At 42.3% G+C, this 25961-nt stretch carries 28 protein-coding genes; 10 read left to right on the plus strand and 18 right to left on the minus strand.

All coding sequences use genetic code 11. The features are described from left to right. Window positions 1–34 precede the first annotated feature (34 nt). Window positions 35–583, plus strand: coding sequence for an NUDIX hydrolase (locus ACKWCA_RS17995; protein WP_413979617.1), 549 nt, complete (start codon window positions 35–37; stop codon window positions 581–583). Here the strand turns inward: ACKWCA_RS17995 and hisS are convergent. From hisS to rpsF, 5 genes are all read right to left on the minus strand, one after another. After that, window positions 578–1954 carry a histidine--tRNA ligase gene (gene hisS, locus ACKWCA_RS18000; protein WP_413979618.1) on the minus strand — a complete coding sequence of 459 codons (1377 nt, stop codon included), beginning with the start codon at window positions 1952–1954 and terminating at the stop codon, window positions 578–580. The two genes, ACKWCA_RS17995 and hisS, sit on opposite strands and share 6 nt — an antisense overlap. 59 nt (window positions 1955–2013) lie before the next feature. Next, on the minus strand, window positions 2014–2490 hold the full coding sequence (locus tag ACKWCA_RS18005) for a DUF6495 family protein (RefSeq protein ID WP_413979619.1): 477 nt from the start codon (window positions 2488–2490) through the stop codon (window positions 2014–2016). Between the two features lie 89 nt (window positions 2491–2579). After that, entirely contained in the window at window positions 2580–3029 is a 450-nt protein-coding gene (gene rplI / locus ACKWCA_RS18010) for a 50S ribosomal protein L9 (protein WP_413979620.1), read from the minus strand. 13 nt (window positions 3030–3042) lie between these two features. Continuing rightward, on the minus strand, window positions 3043–3339 hold the full coding sequence (gene rpsR / locus ACKWCA_RS18015) for a 30S ribosomal protein S18 (RefSeq protein ID WP_413979621.1): 297 nt from the start codon (window positions 3337–3339) through the stop codon (window positions 3043–3045). A 5-nt stretch (window positions 3340–3344) separates the two neighbouring features. Then, window positions 3345–3686 carry a 30S ribosomal protein S6 gene (rpsF, locus tag ACKWCA_RS18020; protein ID WP_413979622.1) on the minus strand — a complete coding sequence of 114 codons (342 nt, stop codon included), beginning with the start codon at window positions 3684–3686 and terminating at the stop codon, window positions 3345–3347. Between the two features lie 244 nt (window positions 3687–3930). Between rpsF and ACKWCA_RS18025 the strand changes: the two genes are divergently transcribed. Beyond that, window positions 3931–4623, plus strand: a complete 693-nt coding sequence (locus tag ACKWCA_RS18025; RefSeq protein ID WP_413979623.1) for a LytR/AlgR family response regulator transcription factor — start codon at window positions 3931–3933, stop codon at window positions 4621–4623. A gap of 131 nt (window positions 4624–4754) precedes the next feature. Here ACKWCA_RS18025 and priA read toward each other — a convergent pair whose 3' ends face one another. Genes priA through nadC form a run of 4 tightly spaced genes read right to left on the minus strand, consistent with a single transcriptional unit; the run spans window position 4755 to window position 9489 of the window. Further along, window positions 4755–7211: a replication restart helicase PriA gene (priA, locus tag ACKWCA_RS18030; protein ID WP_413979624.1), complete on the minus strand. Its 2457-nt coding sequence runs from the start codon at window positions 7209–7211 to the stop codon at window positions 4755–4757. Between the two features lie 14 nt (window positions 7212–7225). After that, window positions 7226–7663: a DUF2147 domain-containing protein gene (locus ACKWCA_RS18035; protein WP_413979625.1), complete on the minus strand. Its 438-nt coding sequence runs from the start codon at window positions 7661–7663 to the stop codon at window positions 7226–7228. Beyond that, entirely contained in the window at window positions 7647–8627 is a 981-nt protein-coding gene (locus ACKWCA_RS18040; RefSeq protein WP_413979626.1) for a YihY/virulence factor BrkB family protein, read from the minus strand. The genes ACKWCA_RS18035 and ACKWCA_RS18040 overlap by 17 nt, the downstream gene beginning before the upstream one ends. A 4-nt stretch (window positions 8628–8631) precedes the next feature. Further along, window positions 8632–9489 carry a carboxylating nicotinate-nucleotide diphosphorylase gene (gene nadC / locus ACKWCA_RS18045; protein WP_413979627.1) on the minus strand — a complete coding sequence of 286 codons (858 nt, stop codon included), beginning with the start codon at window positions 9487–9489 and terminating at the stop codon, window positions 8632–8634. Between the two features lie 86 nt (window positions 9490–9575). Between nadC and rlmH the strand changes: the two genes are divergently transcribed. Further along, window positions 9576–10049, plus strand: coding sequence for a 23S rRNA (pseudouridine(1915)-N(3))-methyltransferase RlmH (gene rlmH, locus ACKWCA_RS18050; RefSeq protein ID WP_413979628.1), 474 nt, complete (start codon window positions 9576–9578; stop codon window positions 10047–10049). Between the two features lie 28 nt (window positions 10050–10077). Here the strand turns inward: rlmH and serA are convergent, their stop codons facing one another. The 6 genes from serA to ACKWCA_RS18080 all read right to left on the minus strand — a co-directional run bounded on the left by serA (window position 10078) and on the right by ACKWCA_RS18080 (window position 15983). After that, entirely contained in the window at window positions 10078–11970 is a 1893-nt protein-coding gene (gene serA, locus ACKWCA_RS18055) for a phosphoglycerate dehydrogenase (RefSeq protein ID WP_413979629.1), read from the minus strand. A gap of 186 nt (window positions 11971–12156) precedes the next feature. After that, on the minus strand, window positions 12157–12936 hold the full coding sequence (locus ACKWCA_RS18060) for an alpha/beta fold hydrolase (protein WP_413979630.1): 780 nt from the start codon (window positions 12934–12936) through the stop codon (window positions 12157–12159). 4 nt (window positions 12937–12940) lie between these two features. Next, the gene (locus tag ACKWCA_RS18065; protein WP_413979631.1) at window positions 12941–14098 is read right to left on the minus strand and encodes a glycoside hydrolase 5 family protein; all 1158 of its coding nucleotides are present in this window, start codon (window positions 14096–14098) and stop codon (window positions 12941–12943) included. Between the two features lie 11 nt (window positions 14099–14109). Beyond that, window positions 14110–14811, minus strand: coding sequence for a DUF3307 domain-containing protein (locus ACKWCA_RS18070; protein ID WP_413979632.1), 702 nt, complete (start codon window positions 14809–14811; stop codon window positions 14110–14112). Continuing rightward, window positions 14808–15419: a SatD family protein gene (locus ACKWCA_RS18075; RefSeq protein WP_413979633.1), complete on the minus strand. Its 612-nt coding sequence runs from the start codon at window positions 15417–15419 to the stop codon at window positions 14808–14810. The genes ACKWCA_RS18070 and ACKWCA_RS18075 overlap by 4 nt, the downstream gene beginning before the upstream one ends. Before the next feature lie 111 nt (window positions 15420–15530). Further along, window positions 15531–15983 carry a methyltransferase family protein gene (locus ACKWCA_RS18080; RefSeq protein WP_413979634.1) on the minus strand — a complete coding sequence of 151 codons (453 nt, stop codon included), beginning with the start codon at window positions 15981–15983 and terminating at the stop codon, window positions 15531–15533. Between the two features lie 76 nt (window positions 15984–16059). Between ACKWCA_RS18080 and ACKWCA_RS18085 the strand changes: the two genes are divergently transcribed. From ACKWCA_RS18085 to ACKWCA_RS18100, 4 genes are all read left to right on the plus strand, one after another. Further along, window positions 16060–16644 (plus strand): non-canonical purine NTP diphosphatase, encoded by a 585-nt coding sequence (locus tag ACKWCA_RS18085; protein ID WP_413979635.1) that lies wholly within the window; start codon window positions 16060–16062, stop codon window positions 16642–16644. A 127-nt stretch (window positions 16645–16771) separates the two neighbouring features. Next, window positions 16772–18544, plus strand: coding sequence for a DEAD/DEAH box helicase (locus ACKWCA_RS18090; protein ID WP_413979636.1), 1773 nt, complete (start codon window positions 16772–16774; stop codon window positions 18542–18544). 75 nt (window positions 18545–18619) lie between these two features. Then, window positions 18620–19405, plus strand: a complete 786-nt coding sequence (locus ACKWCA_RS18095) for a carboxypeptidase-like regulatory domain-containing protein (RefSeq protein WP_413979637.1) — start codon at window positions 18620–18622, stop codon at window positions 19403–19405. A gap of 158 nt (window positions 19406–19563) precedes the next feature. Then, window positions 19564–21255, plus strand: coding sequence for an alpha-amylase family glycosyl hydrolase (locus ACKWCA_RS18100; RefSeq protein WP_413979638.1), 1692 nt, complete (start codon window positions 19564–19566; stop codon window positions 21253–21255). A 77-nt stretch (window positions 21256–21332) separates the two neighbouring features. Here the strand turns inward: ACKWCA_RS18100 and ACKWCA_RS18105 are convergent, their stop codons facing one another. Further along, on the minus strand, window positions 21333–21863 hold the full coding sequence (locus ACKWCA_RS18105; RefSeq protein ID WP_413979639.1) for an SRPBCC family protein: 531 nt from the start codon (window positions 21861–21863) through the stop codon (window positions 21333–21335). Window positions 21864–21907: 44 nt separating this feature from the next. Then, the gene (locus tag ACKWCA_RS18110; protein ID WP_413979640.1) at window positions 21908–22564 is read right to left on the minus strand and encodes a TrmH family RNA methyltransferase; all 657 of its coding nucleotides are present in this window, start codon (window positions 22562–22564) and stop codon (window positions 21908–21910) included. Window positions 22565–22597: 33 nt separating this feature from the next. Here ACKWCA_RS18110 and ACKWCA_RS18115 point away from each other — a divergent pair, with 33 nt between their 5' ends. Beyond that, entirely contained in the window at window positions 22598–23293 is a 696-nt protein-coding gene (locus ACKWCA_RS18115) for an SIR2 family NAD-dependent protein deacylase (RefSeq protein WP_413979641.1), read from the plus strand. Here the strand turns inward: ACKWCA_RS18115 and ACKWCA_RS18120 are convergent. Next, on the minus strand, window positions 23256–23729 hold the full coding sequence (locus tag ACKWCA_RS18120) for a heme-binding domain-containing protein (RefSeq protein WP_413979642.1): 474 nt from the start codon (window positions 23727–23729) through the stop codon (window positions 23256–23258). The genes ACKWCA_RS18115 and ACKWCA_RS18120 overlap by 38 nt on opposite strands. 36 nt (window positions 23730–23765) lie before the next feature. On the opposite strand from ACKWCA_RS18120, the gene ACKWCA_RS18125 reads away from it, so the two are divergent. Both ACKWCA_RS18125 and purB read left to right on the plus strand, forming a co-directional pair. Further along, complete coding sequence (locus ACKWCA_RS18125) at window positions 23766–24326, plus strand: adenylosuccinate lyase (protein WP_413979643.1); 561 nt, start codon at window positions 23766–23768, stop codon at window positions 24324–24326. Between the two features lie 121 nt (window positions 24327–24447). Continuing rightward, the gene (gene purB, locus ACKWCA_RS18130) at window positions 24448–25791 is read left to right on the plus strand and encodes an adenylosuccinate lyase (RefSeq protein ID WP_413979644.1); all 1344 of its coding nucleotides are present in this window, start codon (window positions 24448–24450) and stop codon (window positions 25789–25791) included. Window positions 25792–25961: the final 170 nt, after the last annotated feature.

Here is a 25961-nt window from a genome sequence, read left to right on the forward strand (position 1 = left end):
AAAATAGAACCTCCCTATTGGGAGGTTTTTTTATATGGATGAATTGATCGACATATTGGACACCAACGGGGAGTTTACCGGGAAGACGGCCTTAAAATCAAAAGCACATCGAGAGGGTTGGTTCCATCCCACAGTACATATTTGGTTGTATACTACGGATGGCAATATCTTACTGCAACAAAGGGGAAGTCAAAAAGATACGCATCCGTTGCTATGGGATGTTTCCGTGGCAGGGCATATTGGGGCCGGAGAAAAGACTATAGATGCAGCACTTCGCGAGGTAGAGGAAGAGGTAGGACTAAAGATAACAACAAACAATCTTGAAAAAATAGGGGTTTTCAAATCAGTCCACGAACACCACGCACAACTCATCGATTGTGAGTTCCATAATGTATTCCTATGTAAATTGGAAGTGCCTTTCGGTGAGCTCACGCTGCAAAAAAGTGAAGTGGCGGCTTTGAAATTAATCTCATTGACCCAATTTTCCGAAGAAACTTGGGGCATGGCCAAACTCCAGAATTACGTGCCCCATGGCGTGGAATATTTCGCGACTATCAGTAAGGCCATTAAAAAAAGGCTATAGGGTCTTCAGAAACTCCTCTGGTGCTTGAAGCAAATAACTTTTTTGATTTCCTTGTTTCATATCCTTGACAACAAAAGAGCCCTGCTCCAATTCTTGGGCACCGATCAAAATAACGTAGGGTACATTTCGGTTATGGGCATACTTCATTTGTTTTTGCATTTTCGCCGATGATGGATATAGATCTGCTTTCACTCCCTTTTCCCTTAATTGGCTCACTAACTGAAGAGCAGCCATGGATTCTCGATTTCCAAAATTTACACAGAGTACCTGAATAGACTCTTTAATGTCCTCGGGAAAAAGGGCCAATTCCTCTAATACCAAATAGATACGATCAAGGCCAAATGAAATACCCACACCACTCGTATTTTTCATACCGAAAATTCCGGTCAGATCATCATATCGACCACCTCCCCCTATAGAACCCATCGCTACCCCTTCAGGAGCACTGACCTCAAAGATGGCACCGGTGTAATAATTGAGTCCCCGGGCCAAGGTCACATCAATGGCCAGACTGGCGGATTTCAGTCCTAGCTTTTGGATTGTCTGCACTACAAAGATCAACTCTTCTACACCTTTAAGTCCCTCTTCCGACCCCTCCAATAAAAGCTTTAACGACTCGAGTTGTACCAAACTTCCACCGGTAAGGTGAAACAAGGGGGTTAGTTTTTCTATGGATTGTTCCGAAATGCCCTTCTCCAGCATTTCCTTACGAACTCCCTCTTCGCCTATTTTGTCCAGTTTATCAAGAGCAACGGTGAAATCGACCAAAAGGTGTTTTACGCCAATGACTTCAGCGATACCCGCCAAAATCTTTCGGTTGTTCAACTTTATTTTTACGCCCTCTAATTTTAAATCGGTAAAGACGGCGTCATACAATTTGATCAACTCTACTTCCTGCAAAAGAGAATCAGATCCCACCACATCCGCATCACATTGATAAAATTCCCTAAACCGACCTTTCTGCGGCCTATCGGCCCTCCAAACCGGTTGAATTTGATAGCGTTTGAACGGAAAATCAATTTCATTCTGGTGCATCACTACATATCTTGCGAAAGGCACAGTCAAATCATAGCGCAACGCCTTATCTGAAATCTTCGGCATGAGCGAGTTCGATTTCTTTGAACTGTAGGTCACATCATCGACCTTACTGATAAAATCTCCCGATTTCAAAATCTTAAAGATCAGCCGATCGCCTTCATCACCATACTTGCCCATCAGCGTTTCGAAATTCTCAAAAGATGGGGTTTCTATGGGCTGAAAACCAAAAATCTCGAACTGCCTTTTCACGGTATCGAAAATATAATCGCGTTTGGTCACTTCAGCAGGTGAAAAGTCGCGCGTGCCTTTGGGAATGGAGGGTTTTTGAGCCATTTATCAGTATTAAACTACAAATATAGATGTTTGGAAAGTCATGACCATGTTCATGGTATTTAAGGAGTGTCCATCATAGATTCGAACCATTGATATAGACCTCCTTTGGTAATCACCGCCCCCTGCTGTATCAACTTGAAAATATCCAAATTTTTATCTTCTGTATATGCTTTTGAAGCGGTAAGGTACTCCACAAAGTCGGATTGCCAGTTCTTTTTGAACCATCCGAATCCTTCGTTTGAAGTGAGGTCGATTTCCGGATTCATAACTTTTACCGAAAAGAGTTTCATTTCTTTTTCAGCACAATAGAAAAGGTGCATCTGCTGAGCGGAAACATTTTCAAGATACGCCACCTTGCTCAATACGCCTTCCCAGATCAAATCACTGAAAACGTCGATTTCGTCTTCCGCAACCTCTGGTTTTTCGTTCTTCAGAGTTTTCCATTCCTCCCCAGTTATCGATTGGGTACCCAAAAAGTTGATGAACTCTTCATGTAGTTCCTCGAGTTGTTCTTTTGTAAGTCTAGTATATTTCATTCCGTTTCGGTAAAATCATTTCATAAAAAAAAGAGCTATATGCATAGCTCTTTTTGTGTTCATTCTGTGTCAATGTCTTTGTGACCTAATTACTTTTCTGCAACTACCTCAAAAGGAAAATCGACAACGACATCTCTATGCAAGCGGACTTGCGCGTTAGCCGGACCGGTTCTTTTTACAGTTCCGCCATTGATGCTGATGAATTTCTTGTCGATTTCATGGCCTTCTTTTTCCAAAGCGGCTGCTAAATCGATAGTCGTGACTGAACCGAATAATTTATCTCCCGCTCCAGTTTTAGCGGCGATTTTCAACTCTAGCGATTTCAACGCCTCAGCTGTTTTATTCGCTGCATCAACTACTTTCTTCTCTTTGTGGGCTCTCTGCCTCAAGTTCTCGGCCAATACTTTCTTTGCCGAGGGGGTAGCCAAAGCGGCTAGTCCTTTCGGTATTAAAAAGTTTCTTCCATAGCCGTTTTTAACGCTTACTAAATCGTCTTTGAACCCTAGGTTCTGAACGTCTTCTTTCAATATAACTTCCATCGTTCCTTTATCTTTATTTTAGTAAATCGCCAACGTAGGGCATTAGTGCAAGATGACGTGCTCTTTTAACGGCCTGTGCTACCTTTCTTTGGTATTTTAAGGAGGTACCGGTAAGTCTTCTAGGTAACAATTTACCTTGCTCATTGACCAACATCATCAAGAAGTCCGCATCCTTATAATCGATGTACTTGATTCCGTTTTTCTTGAAACGACAATACTTTTTCTTGGTATTGGTTTCAATGTTCAGTGGGGTTAGATATCTGATCTCCCCATCTTTTTTGCCTTTGGCCTGTTGTTCTATTGATGCCATACTACTTACGCTTTAGCTGTTTTTAATCTTGTTCTTCTTTTCTCTGCCCACGCGACGGCGTGTTTGTCTAGTTTTACCGTCAAAAAACGCATGATACGTTCGTCCCTGGAAAACTCCTGCTCATAAGGAGTAAGGATCTCACCAGGTGCGGTAAATTCGAACAAGTGATAAAAACCACTTTTCTTGTGTTGTATGGCATAGGCTAATTTCTTTAGCCCCCAATTCTCTTTGGCTACCATTTTGGCACCATTCTTAATTAAGAAATCTTCAAATTTCTTAACTGTTTCCTCTATCTGCGAGTCAGATAGAACGGGATTCAAAATGAAAACAGTTTCGTAATGATTCATATATTAATTTATTTAAAAGGAGTGCAAAAATAATAATAATTTACGTCGTCCCACAAGAAAACGGAAAAATCTTCGTTATATATGGAATGAATCATTAAAAATAAGCTTAACCTAAACCCAAATCTCAAACTTATGTCATTTACCTTTTACACAGAAAACCGTACCGTGTTTACAACTTTAGTTGTAGTTCAACAGGTTTTTTAAGTAATTTGTCGATGATTTAACCCCACAAATCAACCCATTTATGAAATTACGAAGTATTATCGTAGACGATTCATCAATGCAGCGGATGGCAGTCGCCAAATTGGTAAACAATCATCCGAATTTAGCTATGGTGGCCGAATACAGCAACGCAATCGAGGCGAAAAACGGCATTAAAAACAACGAGATCGACTTGATCTTCTTAGATGTTGAAATGCCTATAATCAATGGATTTGACCTACTCGAATCCCTTGAAAACAGCCCTCAGGTAATTTTGATTACCGGAAAACCCGATTATGCCCTCAAGGCTTTTGATTATGATGTTACGGATTATTTGCACAAGCCTATTACGATGGCGCGTTTTGATGCTTCCGTTCGTCGCGCAGTAGCCAAGTATGAACAAATGCACCGAGTGCATGAAGACGAAGAGCATATCTTTGTCAAGAGTAACCTAAAGAAAAGAAAGGTTATCTTAAACGATATCAAATGGATAGAAGCCTTAGGTGACTACATCAAACTAGTTACAGATGAGGCCAATATCGTTATTTTATCAACAATGAAGTCTTTCGAAAAGCAATTGCCGGAAGAGAAGTTTTTGAGAATTCACAAGTCGTATATCGTGAATCTCGAAAAAGTTGAGAAATTCAATAGCAAAAATGTTGAAGTCAGTGGAAGATCTATTCCATTGAGCCGAAACAAAAAGACCGAATTGGCCGAAGCGCTAAGTAACGTCTAAGTTTCAACGACATAAACTTATACAGAAAACCGATGGTCATATGACCATCGGTTTTCTTTTTTTGTGTCCTCTTTTCGAAGAATCTACTTTCCCTGGTTCAACGACTTACCCAGTTGCCCTAGCGGACCTCTTTAAATATGATCCACATTGTAAATGACCCGCACGCTACGGTAAAACGAAATCGACTTAAATGATTTTTCGATTCTGCGGATACTGTTCTTTGTCTTTGGAAGGGATTGGTCTTGATTGATTTTTACGATGATGTTCTTCAAATACTGATTTCGTATGCGAGCCACAGGCGGGTATTCAGGACCAAGAACACTTCCTCCAAAAACATTGCGTAATGATTTGGAAAACCATTCTGCCGCTTCGTTCAGTTTATTGTACTCCTTATGCTTCAAGGTAATCTTGATAATCTTGTTGATGGGCGGATACTTATACTGCTCGCGTTCATATAACTGTTCTTTGAACATTTCATCGTAAGAATGTGTGGACACTTGCTTTAAAATTTGATGGTAGGGGTTATAACTCTGTATGATGACCTTACCTCTTTTCTTGGTTCTCCCTGCCCTACCAGCCACTTGGGTCAATAATTGGAATGCACGCTCATGTGCTCTGTAATCCGGAAAGTTCAACAACGAATCGGCATTCATGATGCCCACTAAGTTGACATTCCTAAAATCGAGGCCTTTGGTGAGCATTTGCGTACCGACCAAAATATCCAATTCCTGTTGTTCAAAAGCCGTGATTATCTTTTCATATCCATGTTTTCCCCGGGTAGTATCCAAATCCATCCGACCCACTTTCGCATCGGGAAAGAGCTGCCCTATTTCCTGTTCAACTTGTTCCGTCCCGAAACCCTTGGTATCCAGTGTAGGACTCCCGCAAGCCTGGCAGCTTTCTTGCAAGGCCATATGATAGCCGCAATAATGGCAACGCAGCTGCTTTCTATACTGGTGATAGGTCAGACTAACATCACAATTGGGGCATTGGGGCGAATGTCCGCAAGTGGTGCATTCAACGATCGGTGCATACCCCCGCCGATTTTGAAATAGAATGACTTGTAGGCCTTCTTCCAGCGTTGTGGTAATCTCTTCCATTAGACGCTCGGAGAAGTGCCCCTTCATTCGTTTCTTTCGTGTTTGTTCCTTAATATCGACCAATTCAATATCGGGCATTACCACATCGCCATACCTACGAGTAATTTCGGCGTAACCGTATTTACCTTTCGCTACGTTGTAGAAACTTTCGATACTCGGTGTCGCCGAGCCCAACAGCACATTAGCCTTATGCAGGTTGCCTAAAACTATGGCGGCATCACGAGCGTGGTACCGGGGAGCGGGATCGAACTGCTTAAACGAACCTTCATGTTCTTCATCAATGATAATGAGTCCCAAATGCAAAAAAGGTAAGAACAGCGCAGAGCGCGCACCGATCACTACTTGCGCTTTTTGCTTGTTTTCAAGTACATTGTTCCAAACTTCCACCCGTTCTTGTATACTATACTTCGAATGGTAAACGGAAACCTTAGCGCCAAAATACTCTTGTAAACGGCCTATCAGTTGAGTGGTCAAGGCAATTTCAGGAAGAAGATATAAAGCCTGTTTTCCTCTTGAAATGCACTGCTCAATGAGTTTGACATAGACCTCGGTCTTACCCGAGGAAGTGACCCCGCGAAGTAAGGTCACTTTTTCGCTTTCAAAAGAGTTTTTAATAGCGGTCAGTGCCTCTTCTTGATAGGGGTTCAAAGTCTTCACCTCATGACCGCCTTGTCCATCATCATAGGTTACCCGGTCGGTACGTATAAAATATTCTTCCAAAACACCCTTGTCGACCAATGATTTAATGACCGCCTTGGAACCGCCACTGGCCCTTTCCAATTCCGTTACCTTAATGGGCTTTTCCTGCGATGCGTTTAATTGAAATAACGACAGTATCACTTGACTCTGCTTTGGAGCCCTAGTCAACGATTGCAAGAGGTTTTCAAGGTCTTTCTCTGAAGTATGGGCGTCGGCCAATTTGACAAAGCGAACCAGCTTAGGTTTGTATTGTTCGTATAACTCCTCCTTCAACAGAATGACATTTTTTTCTATCAATCGATTCAAAATGGGGAGTACATTTTTTCGTTCTACAATTGCGCTTACCTCATGGACTTTTAGTGAAGATTGGTGTTGAAGGGCTTCATAGATCAAGAATTCATCATCTTTGAGATTCATTTCATCCACCGCTACTCGATCGTTTTTGAGTATCAGGGTTTCACTTTCCAAAAGAAAAGCACTTGGAACGGCACTACGGAAGACTTCGCCAAGAGTACACATGTAATACTTGGCTATCCAATGCCAATGCTGCAATTGTATGCTGTTCACCAGGGGTTGCTCCCCTAAAATCTGATGAATTTCCTTGGGATCATATGCCAATGGAGGTGAAGCATGCAGATGATGCACTAGAGCCGTATAAATTTTTGATTTCCCAAAAGGAACAGCCACACGCATACCAGGTCGCAAGAACTCAGCCTCCTCTTGACTAATGGCATAGGTGAACAGTTTCTCAAGAGGAATCGGTAAAACTACATCGATGAACTGTTGCATAGCCCTCCCCTCTTCTAGCCTTTGTAGCGCAGCCAGGTTTGTGTTCGATATAGGAAAGCTAAATATCCGCGAACTTTGAGTTCATTTGGATCGTCAGGATTGAGCCAAATTTTGAATCTAAAGGTCATGGCCTGTTCGGGATCGAATAAGAATTTTCCTTTCCACTCATTATCGTCGTTCTTCTTACCATCCTTGATGATGGTCATACCCACCACCGGTTTGTCCTTTAAATCACCATCGCACTTAATGCAAACGGCATTTTCTTTTCCCTTCTCGACTATTTTAAGAATTTTTCCGTACATCAATCCGTCTTTCTGATAGATTTCTATGATTCCCTTTGGATTTCCAGTTCTATCATCGATTGTCTTCCATCTTCCAAAAACACTTTGTGCATTGCAAAACCACATCCCCAAACAGAAAAAAAACAGTACTAGTTTAACCTTTTTTTGCATCCTTGTCATAATTTCTTCTGAGCCAATTCAGGGAGGCGTTCAGTTCAAACCCGAGCAGCAAGATATTCGAATTTAACCAGATGTAGACCATTAATATCAATAATCCTCCTAAAGCACCATACAATTCGTTATAACGTGCGAACTTCTCTACATATACCCCGAATAAGTAAGACGTCAAAATAAACAAAAGAGTCGTCATCAAGGCTCCCGCGGAAAAAAATCGTGCCTGTTTTCCCTCGGCTGTTCCAAAATAATAGAGGGTGGCGGTGGTCAAATAAGAAAGGATGATAAAGAAAAGGAATTTAGCGATCTGCACCCCTACAATATCATCTTCCCCTAAAACATAACCACCTTGTCGGGCAGCAAACTCACTTAAGTAGCGCAGTACGTAGACCTCAAAATAAACGAAGGCGACGAAGCCTATAATGATCAAAATGGAAAGGATCAGCCCCACCATCAGGGCATAGGCATACTGCTTAAAAAAATTACGGGTAAGGTTTACATGATACGAATTTTCAAATCCACCAAAAATGGCATTGACCCCATTTGCCATTAAAAAAATAGATATCACAAAGGTCGATGATAGTAGTCCCGGGCGTCTTTGGTCTTTGATCTGTTGATAGATTTGTTCAAAATAGTCACCTGTCGCAGTCGGCAAGAACGACTCGAGAAAAGCCGGGAAGTTCTCATCAAAACCAGTGTTTTGAAGATTGAAAATCGATATGAGAAAGGGTACCAAGGTCAACATGAAAATTAGCAGGGGAAACAACGCCAAAAACAGACTAAAGGCAATGGAACTAGCACGTGTAGAAAGTGCTCCTTCGACAATGCCTCGAATATACATCTCGATCAAATCATAAATGGAAAGTCCTTCAAAACCAGGAAGTCGTAAACTTTTCAATAAACGGACGAGCCATTTCAGGACTGGAATCTTATCAAGTTTTTCTTCGATTTCCTTAGACATCTATCTATACGGCTTTAAGGCTCAAATCCATGTTGTGAACGGAATGGGTCAATGCACCCGAGGAAATATAATCCACACCACATTCGGCATAGGCCCGAATCGTTCGCTCATTGATGCCGCCTGAAGATTCGGTAAGACAGGTTTCACCTATCAATGCTACGGCCGTACGGGTATCTTCATAGTTGAAATTGTCGATAAGTATTCGGTACACTCCCTCGGATTGCAATATTTCTTCGATCTCGGTCAAATTTCGAGCCTCTACGATGATTTTGAGGTCACGGTGGGTCTTTTTCAAATAAGCCTTGGTCTTTTCAATGGCCTTTGTGATCCCTCCTGCAAAATCGATATGATTGTCTTTCAGCATTATCATATCGTACAAAGCGAATCTATGGTTTTCCCCTCCTCCTATTTTTACTGCCCATTTTTCCAAGGCCCGTATTCCCGGGGTAGTCTTTCTAGTATCCAATATTTTAGTCGAGGTACCCTCCAGCAAATCTACAAAGGAGCGGGTTTTGGTGGCGATAGCACTCATACGTTGCATGGCGTTCAAAACCAATCGTTCAGCTTTCAGGATATTCTGCGAGCTTCCGGTCACGTAAAAGGCAATATCGCCATACTTGACTTCAGCCCCATCTGACAGCAATACCTCAACTTCCATTTGAGGGTCAACATAGGCAAAAACCTGTTTCGCAAAATCGATCCCGGCAATAACTCCTTCATCTTTCACCAATAGTTTGGCTTTTCCAAAGGCCGATTCGGGGATACAGGAGAGTGAACTATGGTCTCCATCACCCACATCCTCACGAATGGCATTTTCAATGATCAAGTCAACTTCTTTTTGGAATTGTTCTTGTGTAATCATATACCGGTCTTTGCTTTGCGCTAATTTATGAAATGAGCCCTAACTTATTGTAGATACCCCAAAAGAAATTCCTTTAACTTTGAAGCATGACCATCAAACTAATCGCTGTCGGCAAAACGGACAGTAAGGCCTTACTTGAATTGATTAACACCTATGAAGGACGATTAAAGCATTATATCAAATTCGAGTTGGACAGTATTCCGGATATCAAAAATGCTAAAAACTTATCCGAAAGCCAGCAAAAGGTCAAGGAAGGCGAGAACATTCTTAAGAAAATAGAAGCAACGGATGTGATGCTCTTACTGGATGAAAACGGAACGCACTACTCATCTATCGATTTTTCGAACTATCTTCAAAAGAAGATGAATTCAGGTATCAAAAGATTGGTTTTTGTTATCGGCGGCCCTTATGGATTCAGTGATGCGGTATACCAAAAAGCACAAGGTAAAATTAGTCTCTCAAAAATGACCTTTTCACACCAGATGATCCGACTCTTCGTTGTGGAACAAATCTATCGCGCTTTGACCATTCTTAAGAACGAGCCATATCATCACAGGTGAAAAAACCGTTTTTCTGTGGTTAAAACGTTTAATACAGCACCCTAAACTTGATGGTGTTTTCGACTTTCTTTAGGGCCTTAATGACATCTTTGTTGTACTCTTTGTCCAAATCAGTAATCACATACCCCACTTCGTTATCGGTAGATAGGTATTGACCTAAAATGTTCATCTCATAGGTCGCCGATACTTCGTTGATCTTGGCCATCACACCAGGAACATTTCTATGTATATGCAAAAATCGATGGGCGTTTCGCTGTTTCGGAAGTCTGATATTCGGAAAATTCACGGCATCTACCGTATTGCCCGAATTGATGTAATCCATAATCTTGTTAGGAACGAAATCCGCAATATCGCGTTGTGCCTCCTCAGTACTTCCTCCAATATGCGGTGTCAAAATGACGTTGTCCAATCCTTGTAGTTGGGTCTTAAACTCACCATTACTTCGTGGCTCTTCAGGGTACACGTCGATGGCCGCACCCCCGATTTTTCCCGATTTTAAAGCATTCGCGAGCGCCTCGATATCCACGACAAAACCTCTAGCCAGATTGACGAAGATCGCACCATGCTTCATTTGGTTGATTTCACGTTCGCCGATGAAATTTTTATTGGCTTTATTGTCATCGATGTGGAGTGTGACCACATCGGAAACGTTCAATAAATCCTCAAGGGTGTTGCATTTAACTGCGTTCCCTAAGGCCAGTTTATCATCAACATCGTAATAATACACACGCATACCTAGCGATTCGGCTAAAACCGATAATTGTTTGCCAATATTTCCATAACCCACGATCCCCAGGTTTTTTCCTCGAACTTCTCGGGAACCTACCGCCGTTTTCTGCCATTGTCCATTATGGATTTCGGTACTTCTGGGGAAAATGCTTCGCATCAACATGATGATTTCTCCGATGGCCAGCTCAACAACAGATCTCGTATTGCTGTAGGGAGCATTAAATACCACCACCCCATTCTTACGACAGTTCTCCAAATCGATTTGGGTAGTACCGATGCAGAAAGCGCCGACGACCAAGAGCTTATTGGCGGCATCAAGTACCTTTTTCGTCACCTGTGTTTTCGAACGGATACCCAATACATGCACTCCCTTGATTTTTTCGATCAATTCTTCTTCGGAAAGGCTGTGCTTTACCAGTTCTACCGAAAAACCATCCTCAGAGAGGTTGTCGAAAGCAGCAGGATGTACGTTTTCCAACAATAAAATCTTAATCCGGTTCTTGGGATAGGAGATATTTCTAGGCAAATCGTTGACGAATAAAAACTCGTCTAGATTTGGGGTTACGTGATCGGCGTTGTTCGCGGCTTTATCACGATGCACATTTTCGGTATAGGCAAAAAACTTGTCGGCAATACCGGCTTCGCGCATGACATAATCACTGTAACCGTCTCCAATTACTTGCACTTCACCATTGAGGTTCATCTGTTTTAGACATTCGATTTTTCCGTTGTGTTGTGATAACGGGTTTTTCTCATCAAATCCCACGATATTCCCCTCCTCATCAAACTCGAAGGTATTGGCATAGACACGATCAGAAGGAATATTATATTCTTCAACAATAGGATCGATGAATTCTTTGAATCCACAGGAAATCACGTAAATGTCATCAGAAAACTTTTCAAAGAATTCTTTATTAGATTCTATGGATTTCGAGATTTTTTGACGCAATTCGGAAACCAGTCCTTCCAGATCGCTTTTATTCGCTTTCAATAACTTGATGCGACGTTCTAAGGACTCTGTAAATGAGATATCGCCATCAATGCCTAGATTAGTGATCTTCTGTATCTCTTCAATAACCTCTTCCTTATTCGATTTACCCTGCAGCGTCATTTCCGCCAAGACGTCCAATGCCTCGACCCTGGTCAATGTGCTATCAAAATCGAAAACGTATTTTCTGCGCTCCTCTACCATATCCTATTGACTATTACCCTTTTTAAAAAGCCGAAACGATTTAATTCGGGAACAAAAATTATGTGATTGTCTAAAAATTAAGCCGTAAAATTAATTATTAATTCCATCGACGTCTTCTAATTGTTATAAAAAGTTATTCAGAATAGCCAAGGTTTTGACCCAAATGTAACATATGGGCGGAAGTGATCAAAGGAAGTCGATAATGGCTTTTGCGAATGCTTTGGATTTATAAGTGTTATTATGGTCTCCTGGTACGATTTTCAATTTACTCTTCGGTATCGCATTTTGCAGTGCTTTCGGGTCGCCATTGTCCACGTCTTCAGCTCCGGCAATCACGAGTACCTTGATTTTTAGTTGCCCCAACTGTTTTTGGGTCGTAACCGGTTGGTATTTTTGTTGAAGGTAAAGGGATTTAAGATCTGCTCCGACCGATTTTGCATAGTCGACAGCACCCTGCGTTTCGACATTTGGTTTACCAAAAAAAGCATCCCTAAACATAAGACGCCGCTTCCAAAGTGGATTGGTAAAATCGATACCCATGCCACCCAACACCGCTTTTTTCAACCGACGGTCTTTGGTCATCAATCGGGCGAGAAGAATACTTCCCCGAGAATAGCCTATGGCCGTATATTTCGGTATTTTCAATTCGGCCATCAAAAACATCAGATCCAAGATTTCGGAATCTTGCGCATACGCCTCGTCGTCTTGCGGCTTGTCGGAATCACCATTACCCCGAAGATCAGGTACGATAACACGGTAGCCCTCGGCCAACAACTCTTTTTTCAATTCAGATTTGTCCCAATTCTTTCGTGTATTAATAAAACCATGTATCAATAAAACAGGTTTGCCTTTTCCCTCATCTGTATAGGCAATTTTAGTATCGTCAAAAGAAGTAAAGTATTTGGTTTGCCCCTGGGTCGTAATACTCGTGAAAAGAAGTGCCAGTAAAAAAAAACCGTGTTTCATATACCTATTCCGATGTTATGATTTCCCGAATAAAATCGACTTCATTTTGCTTATATGGGGTACCGTCTTCACGAAGGATATCATGATGCCAAATTTCAGGTTCATCAGTGAACCGCATATCCCAACTGATCCATGGATAGATTGTATTCGTTTTCCCAGAAACGAAGCCCCAATTGATGGCGGCGATGTTATTCGCCTTAAAAATAGGCATGACGGCTTGAAAGGTGTTCCCTACCCCTCGTGCGATATATTCAGTGCATAGCAATGGTCTTTTGTATTTTTTCAATTCTTGAATTTTTCGCTTGACATCCAGCGTATCCCCATCATAGGCATGAAAAGAAATCACGTCGGAATTCTCGATCATATAGCGGTCTACTGTGGGCAAGCTGTCCGGTGTACCCCAATGGTCGATAGTGCCCCGCCAGATTCCGCTGGTCAAAGGCTGCGAAGGGTTAACGGACCTTGACCAATGCATCACTTTCTTCAATAGGGCCAACGAATACTCTTGTTTGTTCAGCACCTCCAACTCTTTTCGACCTGGTTGGCCCGCCACATTATCGGGTTCATTGTATACGTCCCAAAGTAAAACGCGATCATCGCTCTTAAAGCGGTCCAAAACTCCCTTAACATACCCTTTGAGCTCATCATGCCGGGTAGTGTCACCTAATATTTCAGCTCCTGGGGCCTGTACCCAGCCCGAGTTATGCACATGGGGAACGGGCTCTGGTTGTTTGCCCAGTTTCGGGACAGGATGCCAAACATCATCCAATAACACAAACATGGTTTTGATGCCGTACTTATTCGAAATTTTCAGGTAGTCTTCCAATCGGTTTAGAAAACCTACCGAATCTTGTTTCCATAACAGATTATGCAAATACACCCGGTGCAAGTTCATACCGAGATCTGCAGACCACTTTAATTCGCGTTCAATGGTTTGCGGGTCGAAGGTATCTGCCTGCCAGAATTCAAGCTGGTTGATGGCCGTACTCGGGTTGAAATTCGTACCGACCAACCAAGGTTGCTCGTTGTACCAATCCCATGCTTTCTGTTCGGACCAACGCAAACCGATTTCCTCTGCGGTCTTTTCGGTCGGGACATCTTTTCTTTTTTCGACGCAAGAAGCGACGATGAACGCAAAAACAATCAGGAGAATTCGTCTCATATTTTCGTTATTTATATACTGACATATATAATTCCGGCGATGATGGCCAAACCAAAACTCAACAACGTACCGATTAGGATGTATTCGGTAAGTTTTCGGCTATTCCGTTCTTTTAGGTCATTAAATCGAAATACGGATTTCGCCGTAATAAGGAGACCGATAGCTTCCCACCGCCCCAGTATGATAAAGGTCAACACGAAAAGCCGTTCGATAATACCAATATACTTTCCGGCATTCGGCAGCGATTTGTGATCCAACTCAATTTGATCCGACATGGGCTCTAACAACTTCCCCATGATAATTGCCGCAGGAAAGGTAACAAAGACCATCGCGGTAATCAGACTCCAATCCAACGCACTGATGAGTTGTATCGTTTCTTCTTGTAAATTCGAAATATACGCACAGCAGTACAAGACGACAACATGAAGCGCTTGGTCGATAAAAAACGGAATACTTTGGTTTTTGAAAAGTGGGGTTGTATAGAGCTTGGCCAAATCGATAAGGTAGTGGGTTGCCATAATCACCAAGGCAATCTTCCAATAATTCAAATCCCACAGCACCAATAGGGTCACTAAAAAGTGTAACAATACATGGGCATAAAGGTATTTGGAACCTACCTTGTTCGCCTCTTTATGAATTACCCATTTTTTAGGTTGTAACAAGAAATCGCAAATTAGATGTGCTAAAAGCAATTTTGTAAAAATCAAACTCATGGTTCCATGCTTTTTACGGTTTCCGAATAAAAGTGTAATACATCAAAGACCAAGTCAAGACGGGCTCTTTTTTGGCGTTGACTTACGGCAGATTGTTGAATATGCAGCTGCTGGGCGATCTCTTGTTGTGACAAGTCGGGGTTCTCCAAGGCAATGGCTACCAATTCTGCGGAAACGGAAGTCCATTCATCCATAAAATCAAGGGCCAGCTTAAGCATAAGATTAAGCATCCGGTCTTTTTTGTCATTACCGCTAGTAATAGCCAAACTGCGTTTATCGGCTTTCAGATTTTCAAAAGTGCGACCTGAACGTTGATAAGCGGTACCATTTGATTCGCTCACACGAATTCCTTTAAAATCTTCGGAACCTAAGCCAATGGCCATGCGCACGTCTAGATTTTTCATCGATTTAATGAGGGCCTTCAACTGAATACCAGCGCGTAAAGCCTCTTCAGGTGCTATTCTGACCTGAAATTCATCACCTCGATAAATCTCCCAATCGGAAGGGTGTTGCCCCCATTCGGATAATTTTTTCTTGAGTACATCGATCCATTCCGAGGCTTTGTGCCCTTCTGAATTGATAATATCGCCTGTTAGGATTGCAATCATAAAATATAAGCTAAAGCGCTAATATATTAAAATATAAGCTAATTAGCTAATAATATGCAATTATAAGCATATTCGCTAATATTTACTGATTATAAGCATATCCGCTACTACTCAGAACCATCTTCGCACCAAGGTGCAGTATTGCGCATAGGCTTTACCGAATATATCCGATAAGACTTCCTCCTCTGGAATAATCTGAAATCTGTTCATATACCCCACGAAACCAGCAGCTGACAAGGTGTTGAACGCATTGCCCAGCCATAATCCCCAAGCCAGAAGAAGCAAAAGCATTCCCAAATACATGGGGTTTCGAGAATATTGATAAATGCCTGTCGAAACCAGCTTAGAGGCTTTTGACGGGTTTGACGGATCTACGGTAGTCTTTGATTTGATAAACTGAATCAAGGCGATAGTTCCCACCCCTATTGCGATAGCCAAAAGTGCCATAATCAAATACCTCCTCCCGAAAAAATCAAAATAGCCTACTGGTAAAAATTTTGCCAACACATACATCAGTAGACCGAATGTCAGGAAAACAAAAACAGGAGGTACTTTTAACTTCATTTCACGAGTATTAAGAACCTTCAAATTTACTACTTTTGAACGCGTAAAAACAGTTTAACATTAGATTTCAATAGGTATGAAATTGGTCTTCGCCACCCATAATAAGAATAAGTTCAACGAGGTCAAACTTCTGCTACCGCAACACTTTGAACTGCTATCCTTGACCGAACTAGGCTGTCATGAAGACATTCCCGAAACAGCTCGTACCTTGGAAGGAAATGCACAGATCAAAGCCGATTACGTAACGGAAAAATACGGCCTGTCCTGTTTTGCCGACGATACCGGACTCTTGGTCGACGCACTCAACGGAGCTCCCGGTGTATACTCCGCACGATATGCAGGCGAACAAAAAAATGCTGCGGACAATATGGCCAAATTGTTATCTAAATTAAAGGAAACCCAAAATAGGGCAGCCCGATTTCAGACCAGTATCGCCTTGAACCTCAATGGAGCGCGTTTTTTCTTCGAAGGAACCGTAACCGGACAGATTACGATGGAAAAAAGAGGTGAAAATGGATTCGGCTACGACCCGATATTTCAGCCAGATGGGTATGAAAAGTCTTTCGGAGAGCTTTCCTTAGCGGTAAAAAACAAGATCAGTCATCGCGGCAGGGCCATGCAACAACTAATAGCACATTTAGAACACTATCCCGTCAAATAAATTTAAGGTATCTTTGCCGCTTTAAGAATTGCCGCTAGTATAGCATGTGTTGTAACGAGTCTCATTTGGTTATGTCGATAATCGCTCTATGCAACATACATATTTGCGATTAACGTAAACCATTATTATGACAAAATTTGAAGCATTGGGGCTGCAACAGTCCCTATTGGATGCTATTACCGACATGGGTTTTGAAACCCCTTCGGAAGTACAGGAAAAAGCAATCCCTATTTTATTGGAAAACGAAACCGATTTGGTCGCCCTTGCGCAGACCGGAACGGGAAAAACAGCTGCCTTCGGTTTTCCGCTCATTCAAAAAATAGATAGTAACAGCCGAACCACCCAAGGTCTCATCCTTTCACCAACCCGAGAACTCTGTCTGCAGATTACGAAGGAGATGCAATCCTATTCAAAGCACGAGAAACAGATCAATACGGTCGCCATTTACGGCGGGGCCAGTATAACGGAGCAATCACGGCAAATCAAACGGGGAGCTCAAATTATTGTAGCGACCCCAGGTCGTATGAAAGATATGATCAGCAGACGTTTGGTCGACATTTCGAAAATCGATTACTGCATCTTAGATGAGGCCGATGAAATGTTGAACATGGGTTTTTTCGAGGACATCAAGGATATTCTTTCGAATACGCCGGAAGAAAAATCGACCTGGTTATTCTCCGCCACCATGCCAAAAGAGGTGGCCCATATCGCAAAGAAGTTCATGCACAGCCCACAGGAGATTACCGTAGGCACCAAAAATGCGGGAACCTCGAATGTGCAACATGAATATTATGTTGTTGGGGGTAGAGATCGTTATCCGGCCCTAAAACGCTTGGCGGATACCAATCCCGATATTTTCTCCGTCATCTTTTGCAGAACCAAAAGAGACACTCAAAAAGTCGCCGAAAAATTGATCGAAGACGGGTATAGTGCAGGCGCCCTACATGGTGACCTCAGTCAAAACCAACGTGATTTGGTCATGAACTCGTTCCGTAAAAAACAAATCCAAATGTTGGTCGCCACTGATGTAGCCGCGCGGGGCATCGATGTGGATGATATTACGCATGTCATCAATTATCAACTGCCCGATGAAATAGAGACCTACACTCACCGAAGTGGACGTACAGGGCGTGCGGGTAAATCGGGTATCTCTATGGTCATCGTGACAAGAAGTGAACTGCGAAAAATAAAATCCATAGAGAACAAGATCAAACAGGATTTTATTTCCAAAAAGATTCCGACCGGGATGGAAATCTGCGAAATACAGCTCTATCATTTGGCCAACAAAATCAAGGATACTAAAATAAACGAAGACGTAGAGGGCTATCTGCCGGCAATAAATGATGTACTTCAAGGCATTGACCGTGAAGAATTGATCAAAAAAATCGTATCCGTTGAATTTACGCGTTTCTACAATTATTATAACAAGAGCAAAGACCTCAATACCACGGATTCAGGAAATCGCAACGACAAAAACGGAGGTGGTGAGGCTTCTTCCTCAGGCTCCGTACGCTATTTTATCAATGTCGGGGAAAAAGATGGTTATGACTGGATGTCTTTAAAAGATTTCATAAGGGATACCGCCGGTCTAGGTCGTGATGACCTGTTCAGGGTCGATGTGAAAGACAGTTTTTCATTCTTCAATACCGACGCCGCCGTTATGGCCCAAGTATTGACCGCTTTCGATGAATTTCAGGTCGATGGCCGATTCGTGAACGTTGAAGTCTCCAAAAATCCTGGTGGCAGCGGTGGCGGAAGACGAGACCGAAGAAAGGGAGGCGGAAGAGACCGCAATCGCAAGAAAAGTAAGGATACTGGTAAAAGGCGAGAACGTAGCTTTTCAAAAAGTGAAAATTCGGGCAAGCGAAGAAGCAAACGACGAAAAAGTGATTTCTTTTAGTTAATTCTATATTAAAAGGTACTTGTAGGCTTATTTTTTTGTTTTGTTTAGTACTTTTAGTTTGATAATCGCTTCATGGGAAAATTCACATTCGTTTTTTTATTCGTCGCGTTTTTGGGCTTCTCCCAAAATGATACGGCCGATAATCAGAGTAAGGCCTTTAATGCTTTAGTTGTCAATGCACAGACCGGTTTCCCCATGGAAAGCGTGCACGTGGTGAACTTAAATCAAGTTGTAGGAACGATTACCGACGACAAAGGTAGATTCTCCATTACTGCTGCGGTCAATGACACCCTTTATTTTTCGTTTTTAGGGTTTAAATCACAGAAAATCAGGGTGACTAATGATATGTTTAAATTCGAGGATACCAAAATATCCCTTACGGAATTGGCATATGCCCTTGAAGAGGTCATTGTTCGGCCGTACCAACTTACGGGATATCTCGAAATAGACGTAAAGAACTTACCGGTTAATAGCGCCTATCAGTATAGTATTTCTGGGCTTGGGGTGAGTTACGAGGCTGGAAACAAAAGTCCAAGTGCGGTCACCAAAGTTCTAGGGGCCATTCTGAATCCTGCAGACCTGCTTCGAAATCTATTCGGGAAGAAGCCAAATCAAATGCGAAAATTGCGACAGGTAAAAGAGGATGATGAAATTCGAAATTTACTGGCTTCAAAGTTTGATCGCGAAACCTTAACGGAGCTACTCCAATTAGAAAAAGTGGACATCGAGGATATTCTCAATAATTGTAGTTACTCCAAATCGTTCATCACTACTGCAAACGACCTTCAAATACTTGATGCCATCAGCGCTTGCTACGAAGATTTCAAAGTATTGAACCGGGGCAAGAACCAAAAATAAAATCAAGGCGCATCACGCAATGGTGGTATACTGATTGTGTTGTCTTATAACACCTCCTGTATGACCAAAAGGTGCGCACAAGGCGTTCATCGCTTTCCTCCCGAAATAAATTTTCATGTTAGCACAGCATTTTATAGCTTTAGACAAAATAGTTTCAAATGCAAAAACTGCTTACCGCCCTATTCATTTGTGTCCTGTTATCCGCATGTAATCAGGCCAAAAAGGAATCAATTCCCAAACAACCAGCGGTAACCGAAACGATTGAAATTCAAGAACCTACTACACCTTTTGTTTGGGAGGGAGCCAATATCTATTTCTTATTGACCGACCGATTTCACAACGCGGATACCTTAAATGATATCAATTTTGAACGTACGAACAAAACTGGGGTGTTACGGGGTTTTATGGGTGGTGATATCAAAGGAATCACCCAAAAAATCAACTCAGGCTACTTTACGGACCTCGGTGTGAATGCAATCTGGTTCACCCCAGTGGTCGAACAAATTCATGGAGATACGGACGAGACTACGGGTAATACCTATGGATATCACGGGTACTGGACAAAAGATTGGACCGCCTTAGATCCCAATTTCGGAACCATGGAAGATTTGGGACGTCTGGTCGAAACAGCACATACGAAAGGTATTCGAATTGTTATGGACGTGGTTGTCAACCATACCGGACCGGGAACCGCCAAAGATCCAGTCTGGCCTTCGGAGTGGGTACGTGAAACGCCGGTCTGCGAATTCACCACCTATGAAAATACGACGAGTTGTACTTTGGTCAAGAACCTCCCCGATATTCTTACGGAATCGGATGAGGCCGTTGAACTTCCTGATGGCTTATTAGCGAAATGGAAGGCTGAGGGACGTCTAAGCCAAGAATTGGATGAGCTTGAATTATTTTTCGAAAGAACGGGATACCCAAGAAGTCCGAGAGCTTATATTATCAAATGGCTGACCGATTATGTCGGAGATTATGGTATTGACGGTTTTCGGGTCGATACCGTAAAGCACGCGGATGAAAAATCATGGGCCGAGCTCTATGAACAAGCAGCCTACGCTTTTGAGATTTGGAAAAAGAAAAATGCGAACAAGGTCCTTGATGAAACCCCTTTCTACATGATGGGCGAAGTGTACAATTATGGTATTTCAGGGGGGCGGGAATTCGATTTCGGCGATAAAAAGGTGGACTACTATGACTACGGTTTCAATAGCCTAATCAATTTCGAACTCAAGAACGATGCGCAAAAAGATTATGAATCCATTTTCAAAAAGTACCATACGTTATTGAACACCAAACTCAAAGGGAAAAGTGTCGTCAACTACCTGACCTCACATGATGATGGTGAACCTTTCGATAAAGAACGCAAATTTCCTAAAAAGGCCGCAAACCTGCTTTTATTGACGCCAGGAGTGTCGCAAATTTATTATGGGGATGAAAGCGCCCGAGATTTGACTATTGAAGGTGCGGTTGGTGATGCGACCTTGCGTTCGTATATGAACTGGAACGAAATCGACAGCGTAACGGCGACCCAAAACATACTTGCCCATTGGAAAAAACTAGGTCAATTCAGAAACAATCATCCCGCCGTCGGGGCCGGAAAGCACAAGCGCCTTGGTAAAAAACCTTATGTCTTTAGTAGAACCTATACCAAAGATGACTATAAAGATAAAGTGGTCATCGGTCTCGATTTACCAAAAGGCAAAAAATCCCTTTGGGTAAAGGGCTTTTTTGGCGATGGCACGAAGCTTTTTGACACCTACTCACAAACAGAGGTCACGGTGCAAAATGGCAAGGTCATTCTCGAAAATGAACACGACATTGCCCTTTTGGAATTAGCACATTGACATCATCCAATAGGCTCTAAGGTGTTCAATACCAGACATGAGAACTTAAAACGTCTGTCTAGCCGTGCCACCCGTGGTTATGATTTTTCCATTTGTGCCTTCAGGCTTGCCATACCCTCCTCAAAATCAGGACCGACCATACTGTCCATGCTTTTGAAAAGAGACATGATCGTCATAGGAAATTTGTTGTTTCCTGAAAAGCCCCATTTTACTTGTGTATTGCCATTGGACAATTCTTCAACATCCATATAGCAATCGGAGGTCGACTTCCAAGGTTTTAGAAATCGCAATTCGGATTCTATGCGTTCTCCATCGATGATTTTGGTGATTTCTTGCTCCCCCTCACCTACTTCCTTATTTCCATTCCAATAGCTTAACGCACCCACTTCACCGTCAGTACCGGTAAACTTCTTTTCCATATTTGGGTCTTTCTTGGCCCAAGGTGACCAATCGTCCATATTCTTTAAGGACTTTAGGTAGGTAAAGACCTCGTTCTTGGGTCTTGAAATTTCCACTGTTCGAAATACATTGTAGTTTTTTGGGCCTAGAAGATGTAATATCAAGACCAAGGCAAGGAGCCCTCCGATGATGTAGAGTACTGTAAACATTTGCTTATCAATTAATTGGTTGTTGAATTAAATGTAATAAAAATTTAGTTATCGGTCACATATCGCGCCATGATAGCATCAATACTTTTGATACTTTTTTTTGTCCAGTCCAATCGCTTCGCCAATTTTTCAGTCTCGTTTAATTGCCAATTAACATCCGTCTTCTTTAATTTTTCCGTAAGGTTCTGTAAAATTATGGCTGCGGATACCGATATGTTAAAACTCTCGGTAAACCCGGCCATTGGTATTTTCAAAAAACCGTCAGCCTCTCGCAACGCCTCGTCACTTAAGCCTTCTTTCTCGGTTCCGAATACTAAAGCGGTTTTGCTATCGATACTAAAGTCATTTAAGAGGCAGGTCTCCTTATGGGGAGTGGTCGCAATGATGCTATACCCATGACTGCGCAAAGTTGAAATACAATCGAGGGTATTCTCATAGCGATGAACATCGACCCATTTTTCGGCCCCCATGGCAATGTTCTTGTCCAAACGCTTTCCAAAACGACCTTCAATAACATGGGCCTCCTGTATTCCAAAAATCTCACAACTCCTGATGACCGCACTGGTATTGTGTAATTGAAAAACATCTTCTATAGCCACGGTAATATACTTGGTACGCTCCTCCAATACTTCTAAAAAGCGATCTTTTCGTTCTTCGGATATAAAACCTTCCAAATACTCCAAAAGTTGCAAATCAACCATATTTCGAATATAAGAAATCTATATTTTTATCAAATGAAACGAAAAGTAGTTGTATTGACCGGAGCTGGTATCAGTGCCGAAAGCGGAATCAAGACCTTTAGGGACTCGGATGGACTTTGGGAAGGCCATGATGTTATGGAAGTTGCCTCGCCCCAGGGCTTTGAAAAGAACCCTGAACTCGTACTGGATTTTTACAACCAGAGAAGAAAACAATTGTTTAGCGTTTTACCCAACGCGGCCCATATGGCTTTAAAAAAATTAGAGGCCTATTTCGACGTGCAGATCATTACCCAAAATGTAGACGACTTGCATGAACGCGCCGGAAGTTCTTCGGTAGTGCATTTGCACGGTGAATTATTAAAAGTACGTTGTATCGGCGTTGAGCATGAAGTGAACCACTGGGAGAAGGATCTTTTTTTGGGCGATGTCTGTGAAAGTGGTCATCAGCTGCGCCCGCATATCGTTTGGTTCGGCGAGCAAGTACCCATGCTAGACAAAGCTGTGGAAATTACAGAGGATGCCGATATTCTAGTAATTATTGGTACTTCAATGCAGGTTTATCCCGCCGCCGGACTCATCAATTTTGTTGCGCCCAGAACCCCAATTTATTTTGTCGACCCCAAACCCAGCGTCTCCTCATCAGAATATGGTAACTTGACCATTATCCAAAATACGGCCGCAAAAGGAGTTCCTACTCTGGTCGAAGATTTAATTGGTACAATGCCCTAGTCCGTTTGGCCCAATCCATAAGCGCGGCTTTTTGTTCGGCACTTAACTGTGCCTCTTTATGTGTCCAAGTATACTCTCGCAAAGGCATTTCACTTTCTTCCACCTCTTCTATCAATTCTTCCAACTTATGGTCTTTTTTCTTTAATTCATAGGTCGACCATTCCGAAAAATTCAAATGTTTCTTTCCATCTTTCACATGGTCGGCAATCCAATGCGAAACCGGTGCGATGCTATTGTACCAAGGGTATTCGGTATGGTTGCTATGACAATCATAACAGCTTTGCTTCAAGATCATCCTGACCTCATCGGAAGGATTCGTTTCGGTAATGAAATCGGCCATATGATCCCCGGGTAAGCTATTTTGTTCAGGGCGGTAAAATTGTATCCCGATGAGGATCACAAGAAGTAAAAATGTAATTCTTTTTAGTACTTTCATAGGTAGGATGTATGTCCTCTCTAAAGTACCTATTTTATGACCAAAGACCAACTATATCAGGCCTTGGACTATGTAGATCATTCGAGGGAAAAACGTTTGGAAATGGCAACGCTAGTCTCCAATAATCCAAAATTGGTCTCGCCTTTGTTGGCCATAGCATTTGATGTCGACCACCCGGTTTCCTCGAAAGCCTGCTGGGTCATGGAATTTACAGCTAAGGAAAATCTGTCTTATCTCTTTCCATACCTTGATACCTTTACGGATAGCATCGGAAACGTGCACCTTGATTCTTCCGTACGCCCAATGGCCAAAATTTGTGAATACCTGATCAAAAGCTACTTCCATAAAACCAATACTACTACAACGGAAGTACTGACTCCTGATCATTTGGAAAAAATAACGACCGCTTGTTTCGATTGGCTTATCGGAAACCATAAGGTCGCTGCCAAAGCATATTCGATGACCTGTTTGCTCTTGTTGGGAAGGAAATATAACTGGGTACACCCCGAACTCAAAATGGTACTTGAGCAAAATTATGCGGACGGAAGCGCTGCTTACAAGGCACGGGCACGACATACACTTGACAAATTGAAGTAAGTGTGAAACATCACCTTAAGTGGGTTCCTATTTTTTTAGTCTCGAACGGACACTTTTTCTTTAACTTCCTTTCTATTCGCTATCTTTGCGTTTTTCCAAAAATCAGTCAAAATACACGCTTATGTCATTGAATTCCTTGAACGCGATTTCCCCTATTGATGGTCGTTACCGAAACAAAGTCGAAAACCTCGCTCCCTATTTTTCGGAAGCCGCTTTGATCAACTATCGGGTTCGAGTCGAAATCGAATATTTTATTGCATTATGCGAAATTCCGTTACCTCAGTTATCTGATTTCGATTCTTCGAAATTCGAGGTTTTACGTGAACTCTACACCAATTTTGATGCTGATGACGCACAAGAGATCAAAACCATCGAAAAAACGACGAATCATGATGTCAAAGCGGTAGAATATTTTATTAAAAAGGCGTTTGACAGACTTGGTTTAGGGGCTTTCAAAGAGTTTATCCACTTTGGGTTGACTTCTCAAGACATCAATAACACGGCCATTCCCCTTTCATTGAAAGAAGCGATGAATGACGTATACGTTCCGTTGTATTTCAAGGTCCTAGAAAAAATGAAAGAACTAGCGACTGAATGGGCGAACATTCCAATGCTTGCCAGAACACATGGGCAACCGGCCTCCCCTACCCGCTTGGGAAAGGAAATAGATGTGTTTACCGAACGGTTGAAAGAACAGTTCAATCTATTGAACGATATCCCTAGCGCGGCAAAGTTCGGAGGTGCCACGGGTAACTTTAATGCGCATCAGGTCGCCTACCCTGATATCGATTGGAAAGCGTTCGGCAAAAAATTCGTACAAGAAAAATTGGGCTTACACCATTCCTTTCCAACGACCCAAATAGAACATTACGACCATATGGCCGCCCTGTTCGATACGTTGAAGCGCATCAACACCATACTTATCGATTTGAACAGGGATTTTTGGACCTACGTCTCCATGGATTATTTTAAACAGCGAATAAAAGCTGGGGAAGTCGGGTCCTCCGCGATGCCACATAAGGTCAATCCCATTGATTTTGAGAACTCGGAAGGTAATTTGGGTATTGCAAATGCGCTTTTTGAGCATCTTTCGGCCAAACTACCCGTCTCTAGACTACAACGTGACCTTACGGATAGTACCGTGTTACGAAATATTGGTGTGCCCTTTTCACATACACTCATTGCGTTTCAATCTACTTTGAAAGGCCTAGGCAAATTGTTATTGAATGTTGAAAAGCTCGAAGGAGATTTGGAGAATAATTGGGCAGTAGTAGCAGAGGCCATACAAACGATTTTACGCCGTGAGGCGTATCCCAATCCGTATGAGGCCCTTAAGGGACTTACACGAACAAACACCAAAATAGACCAGGCATCCATTGCCGATTTTATCGATTCCCTAGAAGTCTCGGATGACATCAAATCGGAATTAAAAGCGATTACTCCAGCGAACTATACGGGTATCTAATCTGATTCGCCCCAGCCGAATTCGGCAATTAATCTTTAACTACCAGAGGAGAAAAAGCTCTTTCCCCTAGCAGGGGAAGGAGCATCTTTAGTGGGTTGTTTTTATTAAAAAAGCCCCCGACCCGTTAAGGGAAGAGGGCTAAAATCTTATCATCCTACGAAATAGGCAAT

It is taken from the genome of Maribacter corallii, from assembly GCF_047345415.1.
Lineage (GTDB): Bacteria > Bacteroidota > Bacteroidia > Flavobacteriales > Flavobacteriaceae > Maribacter_C.

Bases quoted from the DNA above. Each gene is read 5' to 3' on its own strand.
- ACKWCA_RS17995 (WP_413979617.1), top strand. From the start codon at position 35: ATGGATGAATTGATCGACATATTGGACACCAACGGGGAGTTTACCGGG.
- hisS (WP_413979618.1), bottom strand. From the start codon at position 1,954: ATGGCTCAAAAACCCTCCATTCCCAAAGGCACGCGCGACTTTTCACCT.
- ACKWCA_RS18005 (WP_413979619.1), bottom strand. From the start codon at position 2,490: ATGAAATATACTAGACTTACAAAAGAACAACTCGAGGAACTACATGAA.
- rplI (WP_413979620.1), bottom strand. From the start codon at position 3,029: ATGGAAGTTATATTGAAAGAAGACGTTCAGAACCTAGGGTTCAAAGAC.
- rpsR (WP_413979621.1), bottom strand. From the start codon at position 3,339: ATGGCATCAATAGAACAACAGGCCAAAGGCAAAAAAGATGGGGAGATC.
- rpsF (WP_413979622.1), bottom strand. From the start codon at position 3,686: ATGAATCATTACGAAACTGTTTTCATTTTGAATCCCGTTCTATCTGAC.
- ACKWCA_RS18025 (WP_413979623.1), top strand. From the start codon at position 3,931: ATGAAATTACGAAGTATTATCGTAGACGATTCATCAATGCAGCGGATG.
- priA (WP_413979624.1), bottom strand. From the start codon at position 7,211: ATGCAACAGTTCATCGATGTAGTTTTACCGATTCCTCTTGAGAAACTG.
- ACKWCA_RS18035 (WP_413979625.1), bottom strand. From the start codon at position 7,663: ATGCAAAAAAAGGTTAAACTAGTACTGTTTTTTTTCTGTTTGGGGATG.
- ACKWCA_RS18040 (WP_413979626.1), bottom strand. From the start codon at position 8,627: ATGTCTAAGGAAATCGAAGAAAAACTTGATAAGATTCCAGTCCTGAAA.
- nadC (WP_413979627.1), bottom strand. From the start codon at position 9,489: ATGATTACACAAGAACAATTCCAAAAAGAAGTTGACTTGATCATTGAA.
- rlmH (WP_413979628.1), top strand. From the start codon at position 9,576: ATGACCATCAAACTAATCGCTGTCGGCAAAACGGACAGTAAGGCCTTA.
- serA (WP_413979629.1), bottom strand. From the start codon at position 11,970: ATGGTAGAGGAGCGCAGAAAATACGTTTTCGATTTTGATAGCACATTG.
- ACKWCA_RS18060 (WP_413979630.1), bottom strand. From the start codon at position 12,936: ATGAAACACGGTTTTTTTTTACTGGCACTTCTTTTCACGAGTATTACG.
- ACKWCA_RS18065 (WP_413979631.1), bottom strand. From the start codon at position 14,098: ATGAGACGAATTCTCCTGATTGTTTTTGCGTTCATCGTCGCTTCTTGC.
- ACKWCA_RS18070 (WP_413979632.1), bottom strand. From the start codon at position 14,811: ATGAGTTTGATTTTTACAAAATTGCTTTTAGCACATCTAATTTGCGAT.
- ACKWCA_RS18075 (WP_413979633.1), bottom strand. From the start codon at position 15,419: ATGATTGCAATCCTAACAGGCGATATTATCAATTCAGAAGGGCACAAA.
- ACKWCA_RS18080 (WP_413979634.1), bottom strand. From the start codon at position 15,983: ATGAAGTTAAAAGTACCTCCTGTTTTTGTTTTCCTGACATTCGGTCTA.
- ACKWCA_RS18085 (WP_413979635.1), top strand. From the start codon at position 16,060: ATGAAATTGGTCTTCGCCACCCATAATAAGAATAAGTTCAACGAGGTC.
- ACKWCA_RS18090 (WP_413979636.1), top strand. From the start codon at position 16,772: ATGACAAAATTTGAAGCATTGGGGCTGCAACAGTCCCTATTGGATGCT.
- ACKWCA_RS18095 (WP_413979637.1), top strand. From the start codon at position 18,620: ATGGGAAAATTCACATTCGTTTTTTTATTCGTCGCGTTTTTGGGCTTC.
- ACKWCA_RS18100 (WP_413979638.1), top strand. From the start codon at position 19,564: ATGCAAAAACTGCTTACCGCCCTATTCATTTGTGTCCTGTTATCCGCA.
- ACKWCA_RS18105 (WP_413979639.1), bottom strand. From the start codon at position 21,863: ATGTTTACAGTACTCTACATCATCGGAGGGCTCCTTGCCTTGGTCTTG.
- ACKWCA_RS18110 (WP_413979640.1), bottom strand. From the start codon at position 22,564: ATGGTTGATTTGCAACTTTTGGAGTATTTGGAAGGTTTTATATCCGAA.
- ACKWCA_RS18115 (WP_413979641.1), top strand. From the start codon at position 22,598: ATGAAACGAAAAGTAGTTGTATTGACCGGAGCTGGTATCAGTGCCGAA.
- ACKWCA_RS18120 (WP_413979642.1), bottom strand. From the start codon at position 23,729: ATGAAAGTACTAAAAAGAATTACATTTTTACTTCTTGTGATCCTCATC.
- ACKWCA_RS18125 (WP_413979643.1), top strand. From the start codon at position 23,766: ATGACCAAAGACCAACTATATCAGGCCTTGGACTATGTAGATCATTCG.
- purB (WP_413979644.1), top strand. From the start codon at position 24,448: ATGTCATTGAATTCCTTGAACGCGATTTCCCCTATTGATGGTCGTTAC.